Source organism: Pontixanthobacter aestiaquae, assembly GCF_009827455.1.
GTDB lineage: Bacteria > Pseudomonadota > Alphaproteobacteria > Sphingomonadales > Sphingomonadaceae > Pontixanthobacter > Pontixanthobacter aestiaquae.
Genome location: NZ_WTYZ01000001.1, coordinates 2,086,394 through 2,111,803 on the forward strand (window position 1 = coordinate 2,086,394; position 25,410 = coordinate 2,111,803).

The window sequence follows — 25,410 nt, forward strand, 5'->3', positions numbered from 1 at the left end:
GTTTTGGCAGGCGCTTGTTCGCTCGTTTCCGCTCAAGCATCCATACAGGGACGATTAGAGGTTTTCTTGCTGCGGCATACCTAAGACATGAAAACCGCCATCGACACGAATAATTTCACCTGTAGTGCATGCTCCGGCGTCGCTGCAGAGATAGACTGCTGTGCCGCCCACAGCCTCAAGCGTCGCATTGGCGCGGAGCGGGGCGTTGGTCTCGGTATGCTTCCAAGTCCTGCGCGCACCACCAATCGCCGAGCCGGCGAGAGTTTTCATCGGGCCGGGGCTGACCGCGTTGACGCGAATACCCTCCGGGCCGAGATCGTTCGCCAAGTAGCGCACGGCCGCTTCCAACGCCGCCTTTGCGACGCCCATAACATTGTAATTCGGCGTCACCCGGTTCGAGCCCATATAGCTCAGCGTCAGCAGCGTGCCGCCGTGCTCCACCATCATCGGATGCGCGCGGCGCGCGACTTCGATGAAGCTGTAGGCAGAGATATCCATCGAGTTTTTGAAATTCGCGCGTGATGTATCGAGGATGCGCCCTGTCAGTTCGGACTTGTCCGAAAAGGCGATGGCGTGGACCAGAAAATCCAACCGGCCCCAGCGGTCTTGGACAGCGCTGAACGCAGCGTCTAGCGAGGCATCGTCTGTGACGTCCACGTCGACCATAAAATCCGAGCCGACGCTTTGGGCCAGCGGCTCAAGGCGTTTGCCAAAGGCATCCCCCTGATATGTGAACGCAAGTTCTGCGCCGGCCTCGGCACAAGCCTTGGCAATTCCCCAGGCAATTGATCGGTCATTGGCAACGCCCATGATCAGGCCATTTTTTCCCGAAAGCACACCCATTGTGGTTCACCTCTGCTTAGTGGCGCTCACGCCATGATCTATCCGTGAAATTTAGACAGCAGGATAGTTCCGTTGGTACCACCAAAACCGAAACTGTTGGTCATCACTGTATCGAGCCCTGCATTCTCAACCAATTCAGTGGCGATTTCTGCCGGCTTCAGCGCCGGATCAAGCGTTTCGACATTGATAGATGGAATGATGAAGTCGTTCTCCAGCGCCAGCAAACAATAGACCGCTTCCTGCGCACCGGTGGCGCCTTGGCTGTGCCCGGTCATGGACTTGGTCGAGCTAACCGGCGGTGTGGTGCCGTCGCCAAAGACGCGGCGCACGGCCTCGATCTCTCCGACATCACCGACCGGCGTCGAAGTGCCATGCGCGTTGATATAACTAATTTTGCGGTCGTCACCGAGTGTCCGCAGCGCTCCGCGCATTGACCGCTCACCGCCTTCGCCGGATGGAGCCACCATGTCAGCACCATCTGATGTTGCGCAAAACCCAGTGACTTCGGCGTATATCTTGGCACCGCGGGCCTGCGCGTGTTCAAGGCTTTCAAGCACCAGAATGGCTCCGCCGCCGCCGATGACAAAACCGTCGCGGTCGGCATCGAAAGCGCGCGAGGCGCGTTCGGGCGTATCGTTATATTTGCTCGACATCGCGCCCATAGCGTCGAACAGGCAAGACAGTGTCCAGTCCAGTTCTTCGCCGCCACCGCCGAACATCACATCCTGATTGCCCAGCGCGATCTGCTGTGCGGCCATCCCGATGCAATGAAGCGAAGTCGAACACGCCGACGTAATCGAAAAGTTCATGCCCTTGATCTGATAGGCCGTGGCAAGGTTGGCGCTCACGGTAGAGGACATGGTCTTGGGTACAGCGAACGGGCCGATGCGTTTGGTAGCGCCCGACTTCAATACAGTCTGATGCGCCGCCAGCATCGCCGAGGTTGAAGGGCCGCCGGACCCTGCAATCACTCCGGTCATCGGATTGACAACGTCCTTTTCTTCCAGCCCGGCATCGACAATCGCCTGACCCATTGCGATATGCGCATAGGCCGCCCCGGGGCCCATAAATCGCAATGTCCGTTTATCGACGTGTTCCTTAACGTCGAGGTCGATTGCGCCCGCGATCTGCGAACGGAACCCGTGTTCGGCCATATCCTCGTTAAAGGTAATGCCCGACTTGCCCGCTTTAAGCGAAGCAAGCACCTCCGCTTGGTTATTTCCAATCGAGGATACGATCCCCAGTCCAGTAATGACAACGCGACGCATAATTTCCCTCACGCTTCCGACCGATCAAGCATCGGACAGGGCGACTTTCATATCTTTGACTTGATAAATAACTTCGCCGTCCGCCTCGACCCGGCCATCAGCCACGCCCATGGTCAAACGCCGTGTTTGAACTGCTTTGGTAAAGTCCACGAAATATTTCAGCATCTTGCGCTCTGGCCGTACCATTCCGGTCAGCTTGACCTCGCCAACCCCCAGCGCGTAGCCCCGCCCTTGCCATCCGCGCCAACCGAGATTGAAGCCAGTGAGTTGCCACAGACCGTCCAATCCGAGACAGCCAGGCATGATGGGGTTACCGGGAAAATGGCAGTCGAAGAACCAGAGGTCGGGATTGATATCAAATTCGGCCACGACATGGCCTTTGCCATGTTCGCCGCCATCGCCCGAAATATCCGTGATCCGGTCCATCATGAGCATCGGCGGTTCGGGCAATTGCGCATTGCCGGGGCCGAACAACTCGCCGCGCGCGCATTTTAACAGGTCTTCGCGGTCAAAGCTGGTTGGAAAATCGGTCATTCCCGGCATTACTCCTTCATTGTGTCGCATTACGCATGATCGCGATTAGCACCGTGCATTGGGGAGGGAAAGAACGCACGGCCGTTTTGGGTTGATTTCGTTCTTGCAGCCTAGTTCGCCGCTTTGCCTGTCCCGCCCGCAGCGCCAAGCTCTGGTCCGCGGCACGGTTTGATGTCTTGCGGCTCAGGCCTCGTAGCTGCTGCCTTGAACTGTGCATAGTACCCCGCCAGTTCCGGACGGTCTTTAAACGTGACCAGTTCGAACCCGACACGCTCGAACTCGCATGATAGCAGCAACGGGTCGATCCCGTGCTGATCGGTGGGCCTGTCGACATCGACGACGATCACCTGACCGCCTTCTTTCAGTGCAGGCCATAACCGATACAGAAATGCATAGGGCTCCTGCACCTCATGATACATGTGAACGAGGAAAATCCGGTCAAAGCTCCGCTCGGGAAGCCGCGGATCGTCTGGTGCACCAAGTTTGATGGAGACATTGTCGAGACGTTCTTTCTCGACCCGGTTGCCGAGGCGCTCAAGTGCATCCTCGTCAATATCCTGAGCAAGGACGCGACCTTCTGCGCCGACACGCTTGGCCAAGCGAACGGTATAATATCCCTCACCCGCACCAATATCGGCAACGGTTGTGCCAAGCTCTATCTCGGCAAGGTCCATGACTGTTTCCGCTTCGCCCGCAGCATCACGCGCGGTCTCTGTCGAAAACTCGTTAGAACCCAAATCGGATACCGGGCGGTCGGGCAGCGGGAATTCAAGCGCAGTTTCGGGGCGATCCGTCTGGTCCGCAACCGGCTTGCAGCCGGCCGCAGCTATGACAATCGACAATGCCAAAACCGCACTGCGCATTATTCCACATCCTCCACGTCTACCTTTTCACCGGTAACACGTTGCGCCAGCGCTGCCGAAATAAATTCGTCAATATCTCCGTCGAGAACGTTGCCCGGCGAGCTTGATGTTGTGCCCGTCCGCAAATCTTTGACCATCTGGTAAGGCTGCAGAACGTAAGACCGGATCTGGTGACCCCACCCGATTTCGGTCTTCGACTCATATTCCGAACCGGCTGCTGCCTCGCGTTCCGCCATCTCTTTTTCATAGAGCCGCGCCTTGAGCATGTTCATCGCCGTAGCGCGGTTTTTGTGCTGGCTGCGATCATTTTGGCTGGCAACAACAATGCCGGTGGGCTGGTGGGTAATCCGCACCGCAGAATCGGTTGTGTTGACGTGCTGGCCGCCTGCACCCGATGCGCGGTAGGTGTCGATTTTCAGATCGCCTTCATTGATATCGACTTCAAAATCATCGTCGATCACGGGGTAGACCCAGACCGAACTAAAGCTGGTATGGCGCTTGGCAGCGCTATCATACGGACTGATCCGGACGAGGCGATGCACACCGCTCTCGGTCTTGGCATAACCGTAAGCATTCTCGCCTTTGACCAGCATCGTCGCGGACTTGATACCTGCTTGATCGCCTGCGTGATAATCGACCATCTCGACCTTGTAGCCGCGCTTCTCGGCCCAACGGGAATACATCCGCTGGAGCATTTCTGCCCAGTCCTGGCTCTCCGTTCCGCCAGCACCTGCGTGGATTTCAATATAAGTGTCGTAGCCGTCAGCTTCACCAGCGAGCAGTGCCTGAACCTTGTCAGCGTCGGCGCGGTCGGCGAGTTTTTGCAGGCTGGCGTGGCCATCCTCGACGATGTCGTCATCGCCTTCGGCCTCGCCCATCTCAATGAATTCGATCGCGTCGGCCATTTCGGAGGAAATTTCGCGCACCGTACCGACACCGCTTTCAAGCACACGCCGCTCGCGCATGATCTTCTCGGCCTCTTTCGGATTATCCCAAAGAGTCGGATCTTCCACACGCGCATTCAGCTCGTCCAGACGGCGCAATGCGCGCTCCCAGTCCAGCGACATCCGCACCAGTTGCAGCGCGGCTTCGATCCGTTCGATATTGGCCTGCCCTTCGGCACGCATGGCATTGTTCTCCCTAGGGTAAGGCCAGCATTCGCGGCCCGCTTAGCGGACAGATGCGGTTTGTAAAGTTCGGCGACGCAGTATTCGGTGACACATCTAGCGGACCGGGCCCGCTAATATATACCGCCTTGATCCTCGACAAAGTCTTCGGGTGCGTCTTCGCGAGGAGCAGCCGCCGCCTGTTCACCTTGCGCCGCAGAGCCTTGCTTGATGAGCGCGATGATCTCTTTGCGCTTGCTTTCGATCTCGTCACGGCGCGTTATCCGTGGCGGCTCGGTATCGGGCTTGAAAGCCTCCCAAATCACGCTCGCCTTTGGATCGCTGCCTGGCCAGGCATCGAAAACGCGCTTGCCGGAAATTCGATCCACACGCACCATGCGAACACCTGCCGGAGCAACAAACGGATCACCGCTCATGCGTTCTTTGGTTTCGCTAAAGAACTGGCGTATAATCGGCGCGGCCACCGTTCCGCCCTGGGCATAACCACCCAAATTGCGAGGCGTGTCATAGCCGATGTAAGCCCCAGCGATCACATCAGGCGTACCGCCAACAAACCATACATCCTTAGGCCCGGTCGTCGTGCCGGTCTTTCCGAACATTGGAATATCGAGATTGCGGAGTACTGTGCCGGTCCCGCGCTTTACCACACCCTCGAGCATATGAACCGTCTGAAAAGCGGTTCGTGCATCGAGTGCCTGCTCTCCGCTCGGCGCAATACGCGGCATGGGTTTGCCATCCCACTCTGGCATATTGCAGCCATTACAGGCGCGCTTATCCGCGCGGTAAATCACCTTGCCGCGGCGATCCTGCACATAGTCAATGACCGTTGGCTTGTTAAGGCGACCATGGTTCGCCAGGGCCGAATAAGCATTGACCATTTTCATGACCGTGGTTTCGCCAGCACCGAGCGCGAATGCCGGATAGGGGTCATAGCTGCCGATGCCGACATTCTCGATCATATCAACGACTTTGGGCATTCCCGATTCCATCGCGATATGGACGGTCATCAGGTTGCGCGATTGTTCGAGTCCCCAGCGCATGGTGTGCATACCGCCACCGCCGCCGCCAGAATTGCGGAAACACTTCTCGCCCAACTGAGAGCCCTGATAATAGCAGTAGGTCTGGTCCGGGATCTCGCTGGCCGGTGTCATCCCGTTGTCCAGGCCCGTTGCATAAACAAATGGCTTGATGGTGGAGCCCGGCTGGCGATTGGCCTGCGTGGCGCGATTGAAGGACCCAAGCCTGCTATCGAATCCGCCCTGCATCGCGAGAACACGGCCCGTCTGCGGGTCCTGCGCCACAAAGCCGCCAGACACGCCGGGAAGCGTACGAACACGGAAACCATTGCCCGACTTCTCTACCGCAATGACATCGCCAGCTTTCAACGCATTCGGCAAGTTTGTGAGCGGCGCTTCTTCACCATCGGAGAAGCCTATCTTCGCGGAGCTTCCCTCGCGCTCGGTTACAACACCGATCCGCCAGCCTTCGTAATTGATCCCAAGGAAAGAGCTGGCGAGTTGCCCGCTCCAATTGCCTGCACCCATATCGATTGTCGCAATCGGACCGCCCCAACCGCGATTGCCATGATAGCGGACCATCCCGCGGCGCAAAGCGTTACGTGCAGCGTCCTGCATTTCCGGATCAAGCGAAGTGCGCACCCACAATCCGCCACCATAGACGCTGTTCTTGCAATCCTCAGCCGCTTCACAGAACTGGCCGATCAGCTCGCGGCGAACTTCCTCAAGGAAGTAGCCCGCATCGACCGAGCGAGTGCGCGAACGCTCCGTAACGAGACCGAGTGGCATCGCTTTGGCTGCATCAGCCTGCGCAGCGGTGATAAATTCGTTCTCTGCCATTTGCCCGAGCACAAAGTTGCGACGTGCCAGCGCGCTGTCAGCATTCTTCGCGCGGCCGTATACTTCCGGCGCTTTCGGAAGAATGGCAAGGAACGCCATTTCATGCAATTCCAGATCACCGACATCCTTGTCGAAATAGGCGCGCGATGCCGCCTGTACACCAAAGCTCCGGCGGCCCAGCGGAATCTCGTTGAGATAGAGCTCAAGAATTTGCTGCTTGGTGAGAACGCCTTCAATCCGACGCGCCAGCATCATTTCCTTCAGCTTACGCGTGACCGAATATTCGTTTGTCAAAAGGATGTTCTTTGCCACCTGCTGCGTGATGGTCGAACCGCCGACTGCACGCTCGTCCGATCCGAGCTTGCTGACATAATCGATTACCGCGCCAGCCAAACCGCCGGCATCGATACCGCCATGGCTAAAGAAGGTTTTGTCTTCCGCGGCAAGATACGCCTCGATCAGCGTTTGCGGGAAATCGGCGTATTGCAGCTGCACGCGTCGCTCACGGGCGTAGGAATGGACGATATCGCCTTCAATACCGCGCACGACTGTCGGCAATGGGGGCTCGTAATCCAGCAGCGTTTCCGCGTCGGGCAAATTGCGCGCCAGAATAATCCATAGGACCAACCACAAGGCGAGGAATATTCCCAGCGCGATTGCGCCCCAGCGGAACCAGCGCTTTTCACGCCAGCTATTCTTGCACCATGCCCATACGCCGCTGGCGTCGCGGCGAATGCGATAGCTCAAATTCTCGAATGTTGATGTCTCAGCCATAATTCGAGTGGACCTCTAGCATGGCGATTCTGAATTGCGCCAGAGCGTTTTGTCCGCATGCTGGTGATGGTGATACATCGGCCACTTCGTCACCGGTTCATTCACCGCTTTGCCGCGCGAAATAGATGCGAATTGCTCGGGCCATAACTTCAGCGAATTGCTGGCGTCCTTCCTCGGACGCAAGACGCGCTGCATCGCTTGGATTGGTTATAAAACCGGATTCATAAAGAACGGCAGGGACATCCGGTGCGCGCAAGACGCCCAGCGCTGCCGAGCGACGGCGCTGCGGATGAAACTTCAAAACACCGTTCCCTTCGCGTGTTATAAGGCTGGCGAACTCTGCAGAGTGTTGCTGCACTCGCCGCTGGGACAATTCGACCAAGATATTGCTTACATCCTCGCTTTGCCCGGCAATGACCGCACCGTTCAACGCACTCGCTTCGTTTTCACGCTCGGCAAAACGGGCAGCTGCCTCGCTCGATGCCTCGTTCGACAGCGTATATATGCTCGCGCCGCTGACGGTGCTGATCTCTCCGGACGAATCGGCGTGAATGGAAATGAACAGATCGGCATCAAGCCTGCGCGCAATTTCCGGACGCTCTTCCAACACCAGAAACGTATCGTCGTCCCGCGTTAGCGCCACGCGAATGCCGCCCTCTTCAACCAGCTGGTCCCGCAATGCTTTCGCAAGCCCGAGCACCAAATCTTTTTCACGAAATCCGCCCCCGCTTGCGCCCGGATCGTGGCCGCCATGACCGGCATCAATCACGACAAGCGGGCGCGACCTGTCTTCCGGCCCTAGAATTTCGGGCAAATCAACCGGCTGCCCCGCTTCTGGCAAGGCAAGCCGTATCACGTAATCGCGCCCCAGATGCGGCACCGGGATAGACAGCCCGAGCGCATAGAGCCCGCCAACAAGCAGGACCGGTGCCAGAAAAATCAGCCAAAGTTGCATACGCAGCGACATTGCGCGCCTGTGTTACTGTCTTGCGCATACATTGCGCAATATGGTTGCGGTAAGAAACCCACGGTGCTAGCAATCGACACGTTGGAACGGGTTCGCCTTATTCAGCCCGCCGGATGCTAATCCAGTGGCTTAGTAGTAAGAAACTCGCCAATACGCACTCGGGCACCTGCCCAAGTCATTCACAGGTTGATGCAGACATGAGAAGCCTCTCCCCGACCCACTCGCAGCAGCCACAGCGCTGCGGCGGCCTGTGGGCGGACCGGGCAGCGCACACGATGCGCACTCTCTTCTCGGCAGACACATCACCCCGGCATGACGCGCAGAAACGCGTCCGCCGGTTTTATCACACCGCTGCGACCAGAAAGGTCGGCGGTTTCCACACATATTTGCGTCACTCATTGGTGGGCCTGAGCCCGCCCGGTGGCGCATGGAGACAATTCAATGGCAACGCGCATGCTAATCGATGCGCGCCACTCGGAAGAAACCCGGGTGGCGGTACTAAAAGGCAACCGGATTGAGGAATTCGACTTTGAATCTGCCGAACACAAGCAGATCAAAGGCAATATCTATCTAGCAAAAGTTACGCGGGTAGAACCCTCGTTGCAGGCGGCATTTGTCGACTTTGGCGGCAACCGCCACGGCTTCCTTGCTTTCAACGAAATCCACCCGGACTATTACCAGATCCCGAAAGAGGATCGCGAGGCGCTGCTCGCTGAAGAGGCTGAGGCCGCTGAAGAAGAAGCGCGCCTACGCAATGAAGAGGAAGAAGATGGCAACGTTCCCGGTGAGGAATATGACGCCGACGACGAATCCTCTGAAGCGCTAGCCGAAGACCTTGCCGAAGACGGCATGGAGGAAATCGACACGTCCGAAAAAGACAAAGTCGCTACCATCGAAGAAGGTCATGTAGATGGCGACGACGATGACGACAGCGACGATGACGATTCGGAGGAAGACGAAGATTCTTCCGATGATGACGATGATGACGGCAATAAGCCGAAAGGTCGCCGTGGTCGCGGACGCCGCGGCCGCACCGGTAAAAAGGGTGGCCGCCGTCAAGGTGGCGGCAAAGGCCGCAGCCGCGCGAAAGAAGTCGACGAAGTCCGCGCCAAGCGGATGGCATTGCGCCGCCGCTACAAAATCCAGGACGTTATCCAGCGCCGTCAGGTTCTGCTCGTTCAGGTCGTCAAAGAAGAGCGCGGCAATAAGGGCGCTGCCCTCACCACCTATCTCAGCCTTGCTGGTCGCTACACCGTGCTTATGCCGAACAGCAGCCACGGCGGCGGCATCAGCCGTAAGATTTCGAGCGCGCAGGACCGCAAACGTCTGAAGCAAATTGTCGGCGACCTTCAACTGCCCAAGACCATGGGTCTGATCGTCCGTACTGCTGGTCTCAGCCGCACCAAAACCGAGATCAAACGCGATTTCGATTATCTCGCCCGCCTGTGGGATGAGATCCGCAACAACACATTGGGGTCGAGCGCCCCTGCCCTGATCCATTCGGATAGCGATCTGATAAAACGCGCTATCCGAGACATCTATAATCGTGAGATCGAGGAAGTGATCGTCGAGGGTGAGGACGGATATAAATCCGCCAAAGCCTTTATGAAAATGCTGATGCCCAGCCATGCGCGGCGGGTGAAGGCATATTCCGATCCGGTTCCGCTGTTCCAGCGCTACGGTGCCGAGGATCAGCTGCGCGCGATGTACGACCCCGTCGTGCAGCTCAAATCGGGCGGCTATCTGGTCATCAACCCGACCGAAGCTCTGGTGTCGATCGACATCAACTCGGGCCGTTCCACCAAGGAGCACGGCATCGAGCAGACCGCCACTGCGACCAACGTAGAGGCTGCGCGCGAAATCGCCCGTCAGCTGCGCTTGCGCGATATGGCCGGTCTGGTCGTGATCGACTTCATCGACATGGAATACAATTCCAACGTCCGCAAAGTCGAACGCGCGATGAAGGATTCGCTCAAGAACGACCGCGCGCGCATTCAGGTCGGTCGGATTTCCGGCTTCGGACTGATGGAAATGAGCCGCCAGCGTTTGCGCACAGGCGTGCTCGAAGCATCCACCCGCGAATGTCCGCATTGCGATGGTACGGGCCTCGTCCGCACGGCGTCATCCGCTGGCTTATCGGCATTGCGTCTGATCGAAGATGAGGCAGCCAAAGGCAAAGGCACGACCATCCAGCTTGGTGCGAGCACCGAAGCGGCAGTCTATTTGCTCAACACCAAGCGCAGCGAGCTGACCGAGATCGAAGATCGCTATAACGTTACCGTCGAAGTTTTACCTGAGGGCGAAGACGAAGGCGCGAAGATGACCGTCGCTAGCTCAGGCCCGCGCCCGACCGAAGCGCCGAAATTCGAGCCGATTGTCGATGATGACGATGATGATGACGATGATATCGAAGAAGACGCTTACGAGGACGATGAAGACGATCGACCGAAGAAGCGCCGTAGCCGCGGCGGTCGTGGCCGCAAGAAGAATAATGATAACAGCGACAACAGTGGTTCCGATCAGCGCGGCAACAATCGCGATGAAGAGCTCGACGAAGACGGCAAGCCCAAGAAAAAGCGCCGGCGTCGTGGTGGACGCGGTCGCCGTGGCGGCCGTAACCGCAACAATAATGGCGGCGAGAACGGTGACAATAACGGCGGCGACAATGAGATAACGGCAGATGATGCCAAAAATCTCGATGACGTGTCGGAGCAGGTCAAAGAGGACATGTCGGTCGTTGCCGGTCCCGATAATGCACCACAAACTGCCGGTGCAGCCGCCGAAGAGAAGCCAAAACGCAAGCGTGCTCCTCGGAAAAAGAAAGTGGACGAAACCGCTACAGAAGAAACCGAAGTAGCGGAGAAGCCAAAGCGGACACGCCGCAAGAAGGCCGATGCTGATGCGGAATCGCCAACAGCCGGTGAAGCGGAAAAGCCTAAAGCCAAGCGTGCCCCGCGCAAGAAAAAGGCTGATGTCGCTGACGCTCCGTCAGAGGAAACGGCTGAGAAACCAAAGCCGAAGCGCGCGCCTCGCAAGAAGAAGGCTGATGCCGAACCTGCGGATGAGACAAAACCCGCAACGAAGGCCAAGTCATCGGCAAAAGCTGAGGAAACTGCCAGCGAAGAAAAGCCCGCTAAGAAGCGCGGCGGCTGGTGGCAGCGCACTTTTGGTGAGTAATTTGGCTTAGAACAATCAGACGCCACTCTTGCGAAAGCAGGGGTGGCGTTTGGCTTTTCTGATGGAGGAAAAGTCTAAGCCCCGACCTTCACACCGACACCCCATTCCATCCAACCAACCGGCCGCGGCGTCTTGGGCGCATAGCGCTCGCCCAGTTGCTCGACTTCAAAGCCGCCGTCGCGCACTGCTGTGGTGATCGGACGCGTCAAATGACATCCACCGGCAATCGGTTTCCAAATCGGCTCGATACGGTCCTGCCATTTGGCGACCGAAGCATCGGGCGCGCGCCCGTGCTCCAGATATAGCAGCCTGCCACCCGGCTTCAGAATACGCCGCATCTCGCGCACAACTTGCGCCTGATCCTGCACCGAGCACATGGTGTAGGTGCACACCACAGTATCAAAACTGGCATCATCAAACGGAATAGCTTCGCCAACGCCGTCGCGAATATCGGCTTTCCAGCCTTTCTTCTGGGCCTCCGCCTTGGTGTATTCCAGCAGCTTCGCACCGGGATCTATTCCGGCATAGCGGCTGATCGCACCGGCATTGTAAAATTGCTGGTTAATCCCGCCGCCACAACCGATCTCGAACACATCACCCTGCGCCAGCGGCACTAGCTGCGAACGTAACTTCATGATCTGCGGTGCACCGCACGCCACTTTGATAACGCGCGGAACACCATGCTCATCCCACCATTTCGCAATGCCCATTTTCGCTCTTCCCAATCGCCCGATCCAGCGGCATGGTACCCGAAAAATAACAATTGAGGGGAGAATCTCATGGGAAAAGTTCACCGCACACCGGATTCACGCTTTGCGGACATCCCGGATTACCCCTTCGATCCGCGTTATCATATCCTGGAGAGCGGACTGCGACTGCATTATGTTGACGAAGGCCCGCGCGATGCCACGCCGGTTCTGATGATGCATGGTGAGCCGAGCTGGAGCTTCCTTTACCGCAAGATGATCGGGCCGACCGTGAACGCCGGTTACCGCGTTCTTGCTCCCGACCTGATCGGCTTCGGCAAATCCGACAAGCCGACGTCCAAAAGTGAGTTTTCCTATGCCGGGCACGTTGCTTGGATGCGCGAATGGTTTGAGGCGATGGGCCTCAACAATGTGGTGCTGGCCTGCCAGGATTGGGGATCGCTCATTGGCCTGCGGCTAGTCGCAGCAATGCCGGACAAATTCTCCGCTGTGGTGCTTTCCAATGGCGGCTTGCCTGCCGGGCAAGAACCGCCTCCTGCTTTTGCGAAGTGGCGTACTTTCGCCAAACTGAGCCCGATCTTCCCGATTGGCGGCATCATCCAGAAAGCGACGACCTCGGAACTGACCGAGGCCGAAGTCGCAGCCTATAACGCGCCCTATGATACGCGTGGCAGCAAAGCGGCGGCGCGGATATTCCCCGCCCTCGTCCCGCTTGGAGAGAATGTGGCAGTGCCAGACCAGTTGGAAGCATGGAAAGCGCTGGAACAGTTCGACAAGCCCTTCACCTGCTGCTTCAGTGACAAAGACCCGATTACACGCGGCGGTTTCGCGACATTCCAAGAACGTGTTCCCGGAACAAACCATGATCTGCACCGCACCTTAAAAGGCGGACATTTCATTCAGGAAGACGATCCGGAGGGATTTGTCGGCGCAATCCTCGACACCGCAAAACTGGCAGGGGTCTGATTAAGGCTCGATCCGCGAACCGTCGAAAGCGAACAGACCACCGCTATCGCCGGGCTTCAGGTTACTCAGCGTTTTGAGTAAATTGCGCGCAGCATCTGCTGGACCGGTCAACTGACCATCAGGCAGATTGCCCTGAAACGGCTTAGATAATTCGCTATCGACTGTTCCCGGATGGAGCGCGGCAACGACCGCTTGCTTATGCGTTCGGCCCAGCTCGATACCGAAATTTTTGATGAGCATATTCAGCGCTGCTTTGGACGCACGATAGGAATGCCACCCGCCCAAGCCATTGTCGCTGATCGATCCGACCCGCGCCGAAAGCGCAGCGAACACCGCCCGTTTGTCGCGCGGGAGCAATGGCAGGAAATGTTTGGCGATTATCGCTGGCCCAATCGCGTTCAACGCGAGCACTTCCACCATCGTGTCAGCATCAAGCGCGCGATAGCTGCGTTCGGGTCCAGTGCCATCATTCAACGTCAATATACCGGTCGCGACGATGATAAGATCGGGCTTATGTTCTTTCACCAACGCGGCAGCGGCAGCAATGCTCTGCTCATCCCGTAAATCAAAACAAAAGGGATTGGCTGCATCGGCTGCCGCCGCGGCGCCATTGCGCGAGCCGGCGAAGACCGTCCCTATACCGTCGGCAACCAGCGCCTCGCACAGAGCGGAACCAATCCCGCCGGAAGCTCCGAAGACAACCGCGCAATTTGGTTTTCCCGCTCTGTCCTGTCCTACTTCGCTCATGTGGTTTAGACGGGTGAATGACCGGCTCGTTCCCTGCTTCGTTCAATCCTTTGCAATGGATGTGAAATATTGTTCATCAGAACCCTGTTCCATGTGTTCCATCCTGTAGGAAATACGGGCGAAACAGCCGCGCAAACGCTTGTGTCACACGGCATATTCGCTACATAGGCGGCACACAAAAGATCAGGATTTTCTCTCCATGGCGACCTTTACTCTTCCCAAAAACTCCAAAATCAACGGCAAAGGCAAAACCCATTCTGCCGATGGCGCGGGGCGCGTGAAGAAATTCAAAGTCTATCGCTATGATCCCGACACGGGCGAAAACCCGCGATATGACACATTCGAAATCGATCTCGACGATTGCGGACCGATGGTCTTGGATGCGCTGTTCAAGATCAAGAACGAGATTGACCCGACGCTGACTTTCCGCCGGTCCTGCCGCGAAGGTATTTGCGGTTCATGCTCGATGAATATGAATGGCAAGAACGGCCTGGCCTGCACTTCTGCGATCGAAGACATGAAGGGCGAAATCCGGATTACCCCGCTGCCGCATATGGAAGTGATCAAGGATCTTGTGCCCGACTTCACCCATTTTTACGCGCAATATGCGTCGATCCGCCCTTGGCTACAGGCGGTAACGCCAACACCAAGCGGCAAAGAACGGCTGCAGACGCCCGAACAGCGCGAACAGCTCGATGGCCTGTATGAATGTATTTTGTGCGCGTGCTGCTCAACAGCGTGTCCGTCCTACTGGTGGAACAGCGACAAATTCTTGGGTCCTGCGATTCTGCTTCAGGCCTATCGCTGGCTCGCCGATAGCCGCGATGAGATGACCGGCGAGCGCCTGAACGAGCTGGAAGACCCTTTCCGCCTCTATCGCTGCCATACGATTATGAATTGCGCGAATGTGTGCCCTAAGGGTCTCAGCCCGGCGAAAGCTATCGCTGAAACCAAGAAAATGATGGCCGAACGGTCGATCTAAGGCGGCTGCGGATCAGCGATATGCGCGAACCGCCCGACTTCTTCACGTACGAACCCGTTCCTGACCAGCCCGGCTGGTACACATGGGATATGGCGGACAATTCGCGCTTCAACACGCAAGTGATGGGGCCGATGATGGTGCGGCATGAAGGCGACAAGTGCCGCCTGAGGATGTTTCCCGAGCATAAACACACTAATCTGCAAGACATGATCCATGGCGCGACTACGCTGTCGCTGATCGACATCTCACTATTCTCAGCGATGCATGTGCTGCGTAAAAGTGAGGCGGGAATGGCTGTGACGCTGGAGCTTTCGACGCAGTTCATCGGTGGCGGAAAGCCTGATGAGCCGATGGATGCAGTCGTCGAGGTAATGCGAGAGACTGGGCGGCTGATGTTTATGCGCGGTGAGGTCATGCAAGGCGATCATCTGGTCGCTGCCTATTCCGGCCTGGTCCGCAAAGCTTCGCCCAAAACATGAGCGAAACGCCGATATCGCGCTATGAAGAGCTGGTCGCGGCCGGTGAGCTCAAGCCCGATCCCGAACAGAAATCCGCCGCGCGCCGTCTTGCAAAGTTGCGTCAGGAACTGGCTGCGCAGTCACCCACCGGTTTTCTCGGCAAGCTGTTCGGAAAAGCCCCTCCACCTCCGCGCGGTATCTATATGTGGGGCGGCGTGGGGCGCGGTAAGTCGATGCTGATGGATCTGTTCCACGAGGCTTTGCAAATCAATCAGAAGCGTCGCGTCCATTTCCACGCATTCATGCAGGAAGTGCATCAAATGATCCGCGCTTGGCGAGAAGCTGATCCCGGCGATCCCATCCCGAAAGTCGCGCGCGACCTGGCCCAAAATGTCCGCTGCCTGTGCTTCGATGAAATGGTGATCAACAATTCTGCCGATGCGATGATTATGAGCCGGTTGTTTCGCGCCTTGATCGTCGACGAAGGCGTGACGGTGGTCACCACCTCGAACCGGCCGCCATCCGATCTCTACAAAGACGGACTGAACCGCGAGCATTTCTTGCCGTTCATCGACTTGATCGCAGAGCGCTTGGATGTGCTGCCGCTCAACGGGCCAGTGGACTACCGCCTCGATAGGCTGGGTGATATTGACACCTGGCACACGCCGCTTGGCGATTCAGCAACCGCGCAGGTTCGTGAAGCATTCTTTCGCCTTACCGATTATGCGCCGGAGGATGCAGAGAATGTTCCATCTGGCGAGTTGGACGTTGGCGGTGGACGGATGCTACACGTTCCAAAATCGCTCAAGGGCGTGGCGGTATTCAGCTTCAAACGTCTCTGTCAGGAAGCACGCGGTGCGAGTGATTATCTCGCAATTGCAAGAACTTACCACACGGTCATTGTTGTGGGAATTCCGGTCATGAGTGCTGAAGATCGCAACGAGGCCGCCCGCTTTGTTACACTGATCGACGCGCTTTATGAGCACCGCGTAAAGCTCTTCGCCACTGCCGCAGCAGAACCCGAACAGCTCTACCAAGCCGGGGATGGCAGCTTTGAATTTGAACGGACGGTCAGCCGCCTGATGGAAATGCAAAGCGCCGATTATATGGCACTAGGCCACGGCACCGGCGAATAGCGATTACGCCGCGTCAGCAAGTCTCTGCTGCGCCGACGCCAATCGGCACATAACTTTGAGATCACGCTCGCTAAGCTGCAACGCCGCATCGGCCCACAACTCGGTGATGCGATTGAGTTCATCCAATTGCAGATCCCAAGACACTTTCATCGCACGGCGCGCATTGACCAGCCCTGCATGGCGGCGATCCGATTTCTTGATGAACTCGCGGCAAACATTCAGTCCCTCGCCCTTCTCAGCGAGGTGATGCACCAAGCCGAGTTCGTACATCTGTTCAGCAGTGTAGGTCTCATTGGAGACGATAATCCTGTCAGCCATCGCGCTACCCAGCTTGCGCGACAGAAATGCATGTGCACCCATTCCCGGGAACAGACCGAACATAATCTCGGGCAATCCGAACGTCGCATCACGCTCGGCCACGATATAGTCGAACGACATCAACGCTTCCCAGCCGCCGCCCAATGCAGCGCCTTCGACCAGACCAATGGTCAGCATTGGAATATCGAGCGCATTCATATTGTTGTGCAGAATTTCGCAGCAGCGATGGCCGTAATGCTCGAGACCTGCGCGATCGCGTTCCCGAATTAGATGTTGGAAGAGTGTAAGATCACCGCCGAAGCAGAATACGCCCGGCGCGCGGCTGCCCAGCACAAGATATTTAAGTGGCACCTTGCCCGGCCCAAACCCCTGCGAAATCAGCTTCTGCCAATTTTCAAAATCGCTCAGCATCGTCCGCGTAAAACTCGGACGGCCTTCCGGACGCATATATGTCCACAGCGTCTGGGTCTCTTCCTGATACATGACGTCGAGCTCTTCTAGAGCCAGAAGTCCCTCAGGAATTTCTGTATGTGAAAAATCGTGATCGAGCAGATGCTCGTCACCTCCCCCTAGGGGCATGGCGGTTCTCGACACGCTGTCCACGTCGTCTACTACCCTTCCCGATCCAGCCGTAATCCGATCCATTGCGACCCCTGCTTTAGGATGAATGCGGTGTACTGATCACCACCTTGCTACAGCTATGGAGACTCGCTTGGCAAACGTTTATTTTCTAGCCAGAATTTTTCAATGTCCCGAAAATGGCCAGTTGGTAAGTAATTCTGACTCTTTTTCTTGGACTTAGCGGACAACCTGCAGATGCTTTATTGACCGCTCCAGCATAAGCAATTGCCACAATATCCGGCCGTGATCTGCCCTCTTGGCAATATGATCGTCGGCTATTTTGGCCAATGCACGCGGATTGAACCATCCGGTCCGCGCCAGTCCTGCGCTGGAACTTATGGCTTTCGCCTCGGCTGCAAGTGGCCCGCGAAACCAGTCGGAAATCGGCGTCACGAATCCTTGCTTTGGACGGTAGAGAATATCGTCCGGCAGATACCGTTCCATGGTGTGCTTGACCAGCCATTTGCCCTGCATACCGCGCACGCGGGCACGGTGCGGCAATTGTGCGGCAAATTCGATCAAGCGGTGATCGAGCAGCGGTTCACGCGCTTCGAGGCTTACAGACATGCTCGCGCGATCGACTTTGGTCAGAATATCGCCCTGCAGCCAGAATTTCAGATCGGCATATTGCGCGCGGTCCAGTCCCGAACGCGCCGGCGCATTGCGCATCAGATCGATGAAGGGCTGCTCTGCGCGATATTCCCCCAGTTCGCGCTTGAATTCGTCGGAAAACAGCTTCTGACGTATCTCTGGCGGAATAACCGAGAGCGAGCGGGCGTAGCCGGTGGCTCCATCTTGTGCGAGCGATTGCAATGTCGATTTAGCCCGCAGCGGACGCGGTGCCCAATCGGCCTTGGGCCAAATCGCCCCTAACCCTCCAAATATCGGTTTGCGGAGGAATTCGGGGAGCAACGCCCTCGCCTGCTCTTCACGTGCATGGAATACTTGGCGGCGATATCCGGCAAATGCCTCGTCGGCTCCGTCACCGGACAAGGCAACCGTCACGTGCTCCCGCGCCAATTGGCACACACGCCATGTCGGCAGCGCAGACGCGTCGGCAAATGGCTCGTCAAACATGCCAACGAGCCGGTCGATCTCATGGAAATCGTCAGGTTGAACAGTGCGGCTGTGATGATTGGTGCCGAAAAGGCCTGCGACCTTTTCCGCATAACCCGTTTCATCGAGAGCGGCGACGTCGAAGCCAATCGAACAGGTTGTCACTGGATCGCGGTTCGATTCCGCCATCAGCGCGACAACGCTGGAGGAGTCCACGCCGCCCGACAGAAACGCTCCAAGCGGCACGTCCGCCTCCATGCGAGACGTGACGCCTTCGCGCATGTGATGCAGCAGCTCTACCGAAAGATCGGCGTCCTTGCCCTTCTTGCGCTCTGCAAAGCTGACATCCCACCACTGCCTGGGCGGTGGCGCTGGTTGGCCGTGCTTCAACAGACGGAAATGCCCTGCAGGCAGCTTTTCGACGCCTTTCAGGATCGACCGATGATCGGGGACATAGCCCCACGTCATGTAATCTTCGACGGCCAGCGGATCAGTCTCGCGCCGCAGAAGCGGGTGCGCAAGCAAGCCTTTGAGCTCGGACGCGAACGCCAAGCTGCCGTCGCTCAGCGGGGCCATAAAAAGCGGTTTCACGCCCAACCTGTCTCGGGCAAGCAACAGTTCCTTGCGTTTGCGGTCATACAAAGCGAAAGCGAACATCCCATGCAGGCGTTCCAGGCAATCTATGCCCCAACGCTGCCACGCGGCCAGAATGACCTCGCTGTCGCCATCGGTTCGGAAATTCGCGCCCTGCCCTTCAAGTTCACGGCGGAGCTCGCGGAAATTGTATATCTCGCCATTGAAGACCAGCACTGCAGTGCCGTCCGCCGCGTGCATCGGCTGCGGCGAGCCTTCAAGATCGATGATGGACAGGCGGCGGTGGCCGAGACCTACACCGGCATCGGTCCACACACCCTCACCATCGGGGCCGCGATGTTCCAACGCATCACACATCCGTTTGATGCGGGCGGGATCGACCGGCTTGGGTGTCCCGCAATGGAAAAGACCGGCAATACCGCACATAGGCTGCGCTCTAACGCAGGCCTGCTATGCGGTCCATCCATTCGCTCTCATTGCCGATAGATTGGCGGAAAGCTGCGATGGAACGTGCCGGTTTCTGCGTTTCCGTCTCTTCTGCTGAAAGGATCAGCATCATCGTTGGCTGCGCGCGCAACACCAACCGGTCGCGCATATTGGCAAGCTTCAGCTTGGCGGCACTGCCGGTCAGAATATCGCCGTGGTGGAATGATGTCTGCGCCAGCCGCTTCACTTGCCCGTTGGCGAGCAGATAATCGCTAACGGCTTCCGGAACCGGTTCACCCGGCGCCAGCCAGCGCCATTCTTTCTCGGTTGAGAGGGCACCTTCCCCGTACGCACTGGCCTCGCGACCCTCTTCCTGCGCAGCATAAAGCGCGAGGAACACATCCACTTCCTGACCAGCCTCATTGCGATAACGGCCGAGCAGCCGGTGGTCCGCACCAGTGGCTTTGGGTGCCCAATCGACCAACGGCGCATAGTCGACGCGGCTCCAGCCTTTCACGTCGGGCAAAGCGATGGACACCGGCACGGAGGCCTCGACACGCGATGCCATTGCATGCCAGCCGCCGAACAGAATGATGAGCGCGGCCACGGCGGCAATGGCCTTGCTTCCACCAGTTGTCGCAGCCGACACACGCTGGAACCAAGCCTGATCAGCGATACTGGGCAGATCGATCCCGAGGTCTTCGGGATCGCGGTCGAAGTAACGCCATGATATGGCGAGCAAAGCCCCAACTACCAGCGCGAAGAACACCCAACCGTACAGCACATGATCGAACCCAACCGCGAACTCAATCCCTTGTGATTGCGCGATATAGATGGTGCCCCAAGCGCGCACGCCATTGGCAAAGATCGGCAAGGCGATAGCTGCGGCCATAAAGACAATGCGGCGCTTCCAGCTTTTGAAGCAGCTATAGGCAACCAAGGTGCCGAGCGCCACCATGGCGATCAGGAACTTCACGCCGGAACATGCCTCTGCAACTTCGAACAGGCCCACCGGTGTATCGATGAAGACACCGTCGATAATCGCGGGAATACCGCTCCATTCGGTTAACGCGATCACGAGATCGGCGGTAATCATTTGCAGCGTTGGTACCAGTTCGTCACCGAAAGGCACCAGAAACAGCATATAAGTCAGCGGAAACAGATTTGCGGCGGCGATACGTGGTCCGAGCAGAACCAAGGTGCTCGCTTGTAAGGCCAGTACAGCGCCCAACTGGCTGACTGTATTCACGCTGGCAAGCGAGCCAATCAGCCAGAAGAACAAAGCTATGCCAACTGCAAATAGGCCGGGCCACCACGCGGCAGGCTGGAGATCGCGCAATTGGCGGCGGCGGTCATAGATTAGCCAACCGACGATAAGCGGCACCAGCAGAATGTGATTGTACGTCGAGATGTTCCACCATTGGTCGAACATTGTCAGCCAGTCGCGGAATGTTAGCGCAAAGATCGCGAGCCACGCCAGTGCCAGCCGCCCCAAAGGCGAGCGCCAATGGTTTGGGATGCTGCTGAACACACTCCCCTCACCGGCCATTGGGAGCGACAGACTACGCGGCATTACGGTTCACCGTTTCGTTGGTAGCGGCTGCCGGGGCATATCCACACAGGCGAGCAAGAGGCGCGAGCATCGCGTCCCAGCCCTGCTGCTCGACCACATAGCGGCGCGCGGCAGCGGCCATCAGTAAGGCAGATGGACCATCATCCAGCATTTCCAGCGCGCGACCCACCAAAGCCTGATCGGAAGGCGCTACTGCAAAGTGCTCGCCATCACTTGCGTCGATGCCCGTCGCAGCTTCGGGCGAGAGCAGCACCGGCCGTGCCATGGCCATCGCTTCAAGCACCTTGTTCTGGACCCCGCGGGCAATTTCCAGCGGAGCGATCACAACATCTGCACCGGCAAGGAATGGCCGTACATCTGGCACTTCGCCCCACACGCGAATACCCGGCTCGCCATCGCGCTTGGTCAACTGACTAACCGGAGCGCGGCCGACAAGATGGAATGTAGCATCGGGATGCACGGCGCGGATTTGTGGCAGCAACCGGTCCATTACCCGTAGTGCCGCACCGATATTGGGCGCGTAATCCATCTGCCCGGTGAACACGAAGTTCGGACCGGTCGAATTCGCCAGGTCTGAATGCGGTTCACTGTTGGCGGGATCGAAGAACGCAGTGTCGATACCGTTGCGGAGAGCGGCGGTTTTACAATCCTGTGGTCGTTCCAAGCGCGAACGGAAAAGCGCTTCCTCGGCTTCGCTCACAAACAGAGTGTAGTCTGCCCGTTTGGCAAGCTGTTGTTCGACTTGCGACAGAATCCTGCCCTCACGCGCATCGATCCATTTGCGCGGGAAGCGCCCGTCAGCGGCGTAAGCCTCAAACTTTGCGGAATCGACGTCACACAGATCGACCACAACTTGGCCAGCAAATGATGCTGGAATGTATTGCCCCATTTGTCCGGAGAACACGAAGATGGTCTGGATGTCGCGCTCGCGAATGGTCTTGGCGACCCACTCAGCGAGAGCTGCGTCTTCAAAGGCGGTCAGGCTAACCGGTTTTCGCTTGGCTAACGCCTCAATCCCCGCGCGTACCATCCCCTTTGAGCGGCGAGGCAGGTAGTATGTTTCGGCGATATCCGCGAGCAGATGCTCGTGCGCATAATCATTGTCCGTATCGCCAAAGCAGCCAACATGAATAGGCGCGAGCCTGGCCAGCGCTTTCAGCAAATGATGCGAGCGGATCTTGTCCCCGCGATCAGGCGGAAACGGCATACGGTGCGCCAGAAACAGGATATCCCCCATTAGGCCAGCCCCCTGGCGATCATTGGTCCGAACGTGTTGGCGATTTTCAGCGGCAGTCGCTTCCACAGATCAATCTTGGCCGAATAGGCGTCGCTGTTGGGATTGATATCGCGCTTTTCGTGCCCCGGCGCTGTCCAACTGGCATAGCTGAGCGGCTGCGGCTCAAAGCCCCAATTCTTCTTGTAATTATACGGCCCGCTTTCAGTCTTTGATCGTCCGAAATCAAACCGTGCCATGCCGCGTTTGCGCGCATGGAGCATTAGCTCGTAATACATCCGCTCATTGGCCCGCAGATGCCGTGCCGCAAAGGTGCCCCCGCCCCAATACGGCATCACAGCGGCATTGTGGTAAAATGACAAAACGCTCGCTACCGGAACGCCTTTGTGGCGAACGGTCAGAATATCTGCATCGCCGCCAAACTCGTCGAGCATCGCATCGAACAGAGCGCGCGGAAAAACGGGTGTGCCTAGATTGCGTACGCTCTCCGCATAAACAGCATAATGCGCCGCCCGATCCGCTTCGTCGCGACCAACGGACACTTCAAGATCCAGCTTCAGGCTTTTGCGGATTTCTGCACGCTGCTTACGCGGGACCGCGAGCAATTGTTGCTCGTCATCCTCGGCCAAATCAGTAACGAAACCCGCGTGGCTGTCTTGGCAGTGCTGCCAGGCTTCCGGCGCATTACCGCCGCGCAGTTCGATCGTCGGGCATGACATCCGGAGCGCCAGCTCTTCGGCTGAACGGCAGAGGTATTCTGCGGTCCTGGCGTTGCTTGCCAAGGGGCCGCCGCCCACGGCGAAACCGCTAGAGACCAGTGCTCTGCCGAAGATCGGCGAATGCACTTCGCTGAGCGGAAGCCAGCCGGTCACATTGCCGCATTTCTCGGCAACAAGCCCGGTGGCTTTCTGGCCGGTGCTTTTCTCTACTGCGCGCAGCCATGCAGGTCGATGAAAGGGCGTACCGCCCATTTCCGCGACAAACCCCTCCAGCCGCGCGAATTCACCCGGATCGCGCAATTGGACGAGCGAAACGTTCTCCGCAGACAGAGGAAACGGCGCGTTCATGCTGCCCATTCATCGTGGAGAGCTTTGGCAAGCGCAGCCTCGCGCTGGGCAACCTCATCCATCCTACCCCAGGCAAAATCATCAATCAGCTCGCGCAATTTGGGCGCCATCTTTTTGAGATTTGTGTAATGACGCAGCCGCGATTTGATCGGCGCACCGGGCACGCGCGGCTGATCGGGATCGACTTCCCAAGGGTGGAAATAGAATACCGCCGGACGTTCTTCATCGCGGTTCACCTGGCGAATGGCCCAGCGTGAAAATGCATAGGGGAGAACACGGAAGAAACCGCCCCCGCCCGCGGCAACACGGCGGCCACCCAGAATAGCAGTTGTGACAGGAATCTCGACCAAGTCGGACCCCTCGAGCGGATTGAATGCAAAGCGCGGTGCCTCGCGCCAGCCATAATGGTCATGCGCAATCGGCGCGACGCTGCTGGAGTAGATGTAGCCTTGCTCGGCCAATTCTTCATAGGCCCATGGGGTGCGCTGATCGATCGAGAAGCTCGGTGCGCGATATCCGGTGATTTTCGCGCCGGAGGCATCCTCGAGAATCTTCTGCGCCTTGCCGATATCTTCGGCAAATTCCTTGCGGTCGAACGTAAACACACGCGCATGGTCATAACCATGGCTGGCCAGTTCATGACCTGCGTCGACAATGCGCCGCATCAGCGGTCCATGCCGCTTTGCAACCCAACCGAGCGTGAAGAACGTCGCCTTCACATCGGCCTCGCCAAACATATCGAGGATGCGCAGCACGTTGTCTTCGACGCGCAGCGCCAATCCGTCCCAATCGTCGCGGTCGATCACATTCTCGAACGCGCCCACTTGAAACCAGTCTTCGACGTCAACCGACAGGCCATTGATGACTGCAGTCTCCGCCTCTGGTTTTACCGGCGAATGTTCCATCCGGAACGCTCCTCTCAGGCGGCTGCCACTTGAGCGGGTTGCTCGCTTTCGATCCACTCGATCATCATGGTGAGCACATGGCGCACGGTTCGCTCTTGCTCATCAAGCCGGGCGTCCATGCCAGCGATCTTCTCTACCCATTCTTTGGGAAGTTCAGTGTCGCCAGACTTCGCTTCAACCAATCGCGACAGTTCAACAACCGCCTGCTGCAATTCTTTGATTTGCGAATCGCGCTCGGCCAAAATCGCGTCGATCTGATCCTGAGCGAGTTCCTGCACGACCGGCGTAGCGACGGCTTCCGGTGCTGCCTGTACAGCCGCCACATGCTTGACCGGACCGGAAGACGGCATTGCCGCGGAACCAACATTGTTGTCGCGGTCTGCAAAAGCGTTATCGCCCTGCATCTCTTCTATGACTGCTGCCAGCATAGCGCTGTCGATCTTGGTCCGCTGTTCAACCGCACCCAGCAGCAGCAAGCGTGTTGCAACCTGGTTCACGCGCCGCGGAACACCGCCTGTTGCTTTGTGAAACTCGGCAAAGATTGCATCGTCAAATTCCGGATTACCTTGCCAACCGACGCAACCAAGGCGGTGCTCGATATAGGGCTTGAGTTCATTCGGCTCCATCGCGCCAAGATGGTGTGCAGCGATGACGCGCTGGCGCAACTGCTCGAGCGCGGCGTGCTGCGCCAGAACCTGTTTGAATTCAGGCTGACCGAGCAGCAGCACTTGCAACAGTGGGTGCGCGCCAAGCTGGAAGTTGGAAAGCATACGTAGCTCTTCCAGCGCTTCGACAGACAGGTTTTGTGATTCATCCACCACCAGCATGGTCCGGCGGCCCGCACGGGCTTCATCATGCAAGAAGTTTTCGATCGCTCCGAGCGCGCTGGCCTTGTCCTTGCCTTCGACTTCAAGACCGAAGCTTTGTGCGGCAACATGGACCAGCTCTGCACCGTCCAGATTGCTGGTGACCACCTGGCCCACGGTCATCTGCGCACGGTCAATCTTCTGCATCAAGTGCGCGACAAGCGTCGATTTACCCGCGCCCACCTCACCAGTGATCACGATAAAGCCTTCGCTCTGCGCCATGCCATATCCGAGATAGGACAGCGCTTTGCGGTGCGTTGCACTTTCGAAATAGAAATTCGGATCCGGGGTCAGCTGGAACGGCCGCGCCGTTAATCCGTAAAATTCATCAAACATCTTTTTGGT

At 57.7% G+C, this 25,410-nt stretch carries 21 protein-coding genes; 5 read left to right on the top strand and 16 right to left on the bottom strand.

All coding sequences use genetic code 11. From position 1 onward, the window contains the following. Nucleotides 1-54: 54 nt before the first annotated feature. The 7 genes from GRI35_RS10000 to GRI35_RS10030 form a co-directional block, all read right to left on the bottom strand. Nucleotides 55-843 carry an enoyl-ACP reductase FabI gene (locus GRI35_RS10000; RefSeq protein WP_160614030.1) on the bottom strand — a complete coding sequence of 263 codons (789 nt, stop codon included), beginning with the start codon at nt 841-843 and terminating at the stop codon, nt 55-57. Between the two features lie 38 nt (nt 844-881). Next, nucleotides 882-2,111, bottom strand: coding sequence for a beta-ketoacyl-ACP synthase I (gene fabB / locus GRI35_RS10005; protein ID WP_160614031.1), 1,230 nt, complete (start codon nt 2,109-2,111; stop codon nt 882-884). 24 nt (nt 2,112-2,135) lie between these two features. Then, complete coding sequence (fabA, locus tag GRI35_RS10010) at nt 2,136-2,645, bottom strand: bifunctional 3-hydroxydecanoyl-ACP dehydratase/trans-2-decenoyl-ACP isomerase (protein WP_160614032.1); 510 nt, start codon at nt 2,643-2,645, stop codon at nt 2,136-2,138. Nucleotides 2,646-2,755: 110 nt separating this feature from the next. Continuing rightward, nucleotides 2,756-3,508: a class I SAM-dependent methyltransferase gene (locus GRI35_RS10015; RefSeq protein WP_160614033.1), complete on the bottom strand. Its 753-nt coding sequence runs from the start codon at nt 3,506-3,508 to the stop codon at nt 2,756-2,758. Beyond that, complete coding sequence (gene prfB, locus GRI35_RS10020; protein WP_160614034.1) at nt 3,508-4,635, bottom strand: peptide chain release factor 2; 1,128 nt, start codon at nt 4,633-4,635, stop codon at nt 3,508-3,510. Before prfB ends, GRI35_RS10015 begins: the two co-directional genes overlap by 1 nt. 113 nt (nt 4,636-4,748) lie before the next feature. Further along, nucleotides 4,749-7,265 (bottom strand): penicillin-binding protein 1A, encoded by a 2,517-nt coding sequence (locus GRI35_RS10025; RefSeq protein WP_160614035.1) that lies wholly within the window; start codon nt 7,263-7,265, stop codon nt 4,749-4,751. 97 nt (nt 7,266-7,362) lie between these two features. Continuing rightward, nucleotides 7,363-8,232 (bottom strand): N-acetylmuramoyl-L-alanine amidase family protein, encoded by an 870-nt coding sequence (locus GRI35_RS10030; RefSeq protein ID WP_160614036.1) that lies wholly within the window; start codon nt 8,230-8,232, stop codon nt 7,363-7,365. A 441-nt stretch (nt 8,233-8,673) separates the two neighbouring features. On the opposite strand from GRI35_RS10030, the gene GRI35_RS10035 reads away from it, so the two are divergent. Then, a complete protein-coding gene (locus GRI35_RS10035; protein ID WP_160614037.1) occupies nt 8,674-11,409 on the top strand; it encodes an Rne/Rng family ribonuclease in 2,736 nt (911 codons plus the stop codon). Nucleotides 11,410-11,483: 74 nt separating this feature from the next. Here GRI35_RS10035 and GRI35_RS10040 read toward each other — a convergent pair whose 3' ends face one another. Then, entirely contained in the window at nt 11,484-12,119 is a 636-nt protein-coding gene (locus GRI35_RS10040; RefSeq protein WP_160614038.1) for a class I SAM-dependent methyltransferase, read from the bottom strand. A 69-nt stretch (nt 12,120-12,188) separates the two neighbouring features. Between GRI35_RS10040 and GRI35_RS10045 the strand changes: the two genes are divergently transcribed. Further along, nucleotides 12,189-13,082, top strand: coding sequence for a haloalkane dehalogenase (locus GRI35_RS10045; protein WP_160614039.1), 894 nt, complete (start codon nt 12,189-12,191; stop codon nt 13,080-13,082). On the opposite strand, the gene GRI35_RS10050 is transcribed toward GRI35_RS10045, so the two are convergent. Further along, nucleotides 13,083-13,829, bottom strand: a complete 747-nt coding sequence (locus GRI35_RS10050) for an SDR family NAD(P)-dependent oxidoreductase (protein WP_160614040.1) — start codon at nt 13,827-13,829, stop codon at nt 13,083-13,085. A 199-nt stretch (nt 13,830-14,028) separates the two neighbouring features. On the opposite strand from GRI35_RS10050, the gene GRI35_RS10055 reads away from it, so the two are divergent. The 3 genes from GRI35_RS10055 to zapE are packed head-to-tail and all read left to right on the top strand — an operon-like array spanning nt 14,029 to nt 16,405. Then, nucleotides 14,029-14,811, top strand: coding sequence for a succinate dehydrogenase iron-sulfur subunit (locus GRI35_RS10055; RefSeq protein ID WP_160614041.1), 783 nt, complete (start codon nt 14,029-14,031; stop codon nt 14,809-14,811). A 20-nt stretch (nt 14,812-14,831) separates the two neighbouring features. Next, complete coding sequence (locus GRI35_RS10060) at nt 14,832-15,290, top strand: PaaI family thioesterase (RefSeq protein ID WP_160614042.1); 459 nt, start codon at nt 14,832-14,834, stop codon at nt 15,288-15,290. Next, a complete protein-coding gene (gene zapE, locus GRI35_RS10065; protein WP_160614043.1) occupies nt 15,287-16,405 on the top strand; it encodes a cell division protein ZapE in 1,119 nt (372 codons plus the stop codon). The genes GRI35_RS10060 and zapE overlap by 4 nt, the downstream gene beginning before the upstream one ends. A 3-nt stretch (nt 16,406-16,408) precedes the next feature. Here the strand turns inward: zapE and GRI35_RS10070 are convergent, their stop codons facing one another. The 7 genes from GRI35_RS10070 to GRI35_RS10100 form a co-directional block, all read right to left on the bottom strand. Further along, complete coding sequence (locus tag GRI35_RS10070; RefSeq protein WP_160614044.1) at nt 16,409-17,302, bottom strand: crotonase/enoyl-CoA hydratase family protein; 894 nt, start codon at nt 17,300-17,302, stop codon at nt 16,409-16,411. A gap of 219 nt (nt 17,303-17,521) precedes the next feature. After that, nucleotides 17,522-19,420, bottom strand: a complete 1,899-nt coding sequence (locus tag GRI35_RS10075) for an XrtA/PEP-CTERM system amidotransferase (RefSeq protein ID WP_160614045.1) — start codon at nt 19,418-19,420, stop codon at nt 17,522-17,524. 10 nt (nt 19,421-19,430) lie between these two features. Beyond that, nucleotides 19,431-20,993, bottom strand: a complete 1,563-nt coding sequence (gene xrtA, locus GRI35_RS10080; RefSeq protein ID WP_235900183.1) for an exosortase A — start codon at nt 20,991-20,993, stop codon at nt 19,431-19,433. Then, the gene (locus tag GRI35_RS10085) at nt 20,983-22,230 is read right to left on the bottom strand and encodes a TIGR03087 family PEP-CTERM/XrtA system glycosyltransferase (RefSeq protein WP_160614046.1); all 1,248 of its coding nucleotides are present in this window, start codon (nt 22,228-22,230) and stop codon (nt 20,983-20,985) included. The genes xrtA and GRI35_RS10085 overlap by 11 nt, the downstream gene beginning before the upstream one ends. Further along, nucleotides 22,230-23,294, bottom strand: coding sequence for a FemAB family XrtA/PEP-CTERM system-associated protein (locus GRI35_RS10090; protein WP_160614047.1), 1,065 nt, complete (start codon nt 23,292-23,294; stop codon nt 22,230-22,232). Before GRI35_RS10090 ends, GRI35_RS10085 begins: the two co-directional genes overlap by 1 nt. Beyond that, nucleotides 23,291-24,199, bottom strand: coding sequence for an XrtA system polysaccharide deacetylase (locus tag GRI35_RS10095; protein ID WP_160614048.1), 909 nt, complete (start codon nt 24,197-24,199; stop codon nt 23,291-23,293). The genes GRI35_RS10090 and GRI35_RS10095 overlap by 4 nt, the downstream gene beginning before the upstream one ends. Before the next feature lie 14 nt (nt 24,200-24,213). Beyond that, a complete protein-coding gene (locus tag GRI35_RS10100) occupies nt 24,214-25,401 on the bottom strand; it encodes an XrtA/PEP-CTERM system-associated ATPase (RefSeq protein WP_160614049.1) in 1,188 nt (395 codons plus the stop codon). Nucleotides 25,402-25,410 lie beyond the last annotated feature (9 nt).

Coding starts and splice junctions, on each gene's coding strand:
- GRI35_RS10075 (WP_160614045.1), bottom strand. CDS start 19,420: ATGTGCGGTATTGCCGGTCTTTTCCATTGCGGGACACCCAAGCCGGTC.
- GRI35_RS10060 (WP_160614042.1), top strand. CDS start 14,832: ATGCGCGAACCGCCCGACTTCTTCACGTACGAACCCGTTCCTGACCAG.
- prfB (WP_160614034.1), bottom strand. CDS start 4,635: ATGCGTGCCGAAGGGCAGGCCAATATCGAACGGATCGAAGCCGCGCTG.
- GRI35_RS10045 (WP_160614039.1), top strand. CDS start 12,189: ATGGGAAAAGTTCACCGCACACCGGATTCACGCTTTGCGGACATCCCG.
- fabA (WP_160614032.1), bottom strand. CDS start 2,645: ATGACCGATTTTCCAACCAGCTTTGACCGCGAAGACCTGTTAAAATGC.
- xrtA (WP_235900183.1), bottom strand. CDS start 20,993: ATGCCGCGTAGTCTGTCGCTCCCAATGGCCGGTGAGGGGAGTGTGTTC.
- GRI35_RS10035 (WP_160614037.1), top strand. CDS start 8,674: ATGGCAACGCGCATGCTAATCGATGCGCGCCACTCGGAAGAAACCCGG.
- GRI35_RS10015 (WP_160614033.1), bottom strand. CDS start 3,508: ATGCGCAGTGCGGTTTTGGCATTGTCGATTGTCATAGCTGCGGCCGGC.
- zapE (WP_160614043.1), top strand. CDS start 15,287: ATGAGCGAAACGCCGATATCGCGCTATGAAGAGCTGGTCGCGGCCGGT.
- fabB (WP_160614031.1), bottom strand. CDS start 2,111: ATGCGTCGCGTTGTCATTACTGGACTGGGGATCGTATCCTCGATTGGA.
- GRI35_RS10050 (WP_160614040.1), bottom strand. CDS start 13,829: ATGAGCGAAGTAGGACAGGACAGAGCGGGAAAACCAAATTGCGCGGTT.
- GRI35_RS10100 (WP_160614049.1), bottom strand. CDS start 25,401: ATGTTTGATGAATTTTACGGATTAACGGCGCGGCCGTTCCAGCTGACC.
- GRI35_RS10095 (WP_160614048.1), bottom strand. CDS start 24,199: ATGGAACATTCGCCGGTAAAACCAGAGGCGGAGACTGCAGTCATCAAT.
- GRI35_RS10030 (WP_160614036.1), bottom strand. CDS start 8,232: ATGTCGCTGCGTATGCAACTTTGGCTGATTTTTCTGGCACCGGTCCTG.
- GRI35_RS10090 (WP_160614047.1), bottom strand. CDS start 23,294: ATGAACGCGCCGTTTCCTCTGTCTGCGGAGAACGTTTCGCTCGTCCAA.
- GRI35_RS10025 (WP_160614035.1), bottom strand. CDS start 7,265: ATGGCTGAGACATCAACATTCGAGAATTTGAGCTATCGCATTCGCCGC.
- GRI35_RS10040 (WP_160614038.1), bottom strand. CDS start 12,119: ATGGGCATTGCGAAATGGTGGGATGAGCATGGTGTTCCGCGCGTTATC.
- GRI35_RS10000 (WP_160614030.1), bottom strand. CDS start 843: ATGGGTGTGCTTTCGGGAAAAAATGGCCTGATCATGGGCGTTGCCAAT.
- GRI35_RS10055 (WP_160614041.1), top strand. CDS start 14,029: ATGGCGACCTTTACTCTTCCCAAAAACTCCAAAATCAACGGCAAAGGC.
- GRI35_RS10085 (WP_160614046.1), bottom strand. CDS start 22,230: ATGGGGGATATCCTGTTTCTGGCGCACCGTATGCCGTTTCCGCCTGAT.
- GRI35_RS10070 (WP_160614044.1), bottom strand. CDS start 17,302: ATGCCCCTAGGGGGAGGTGACGAGCATCTGCTCGATCACGATTTTTCA.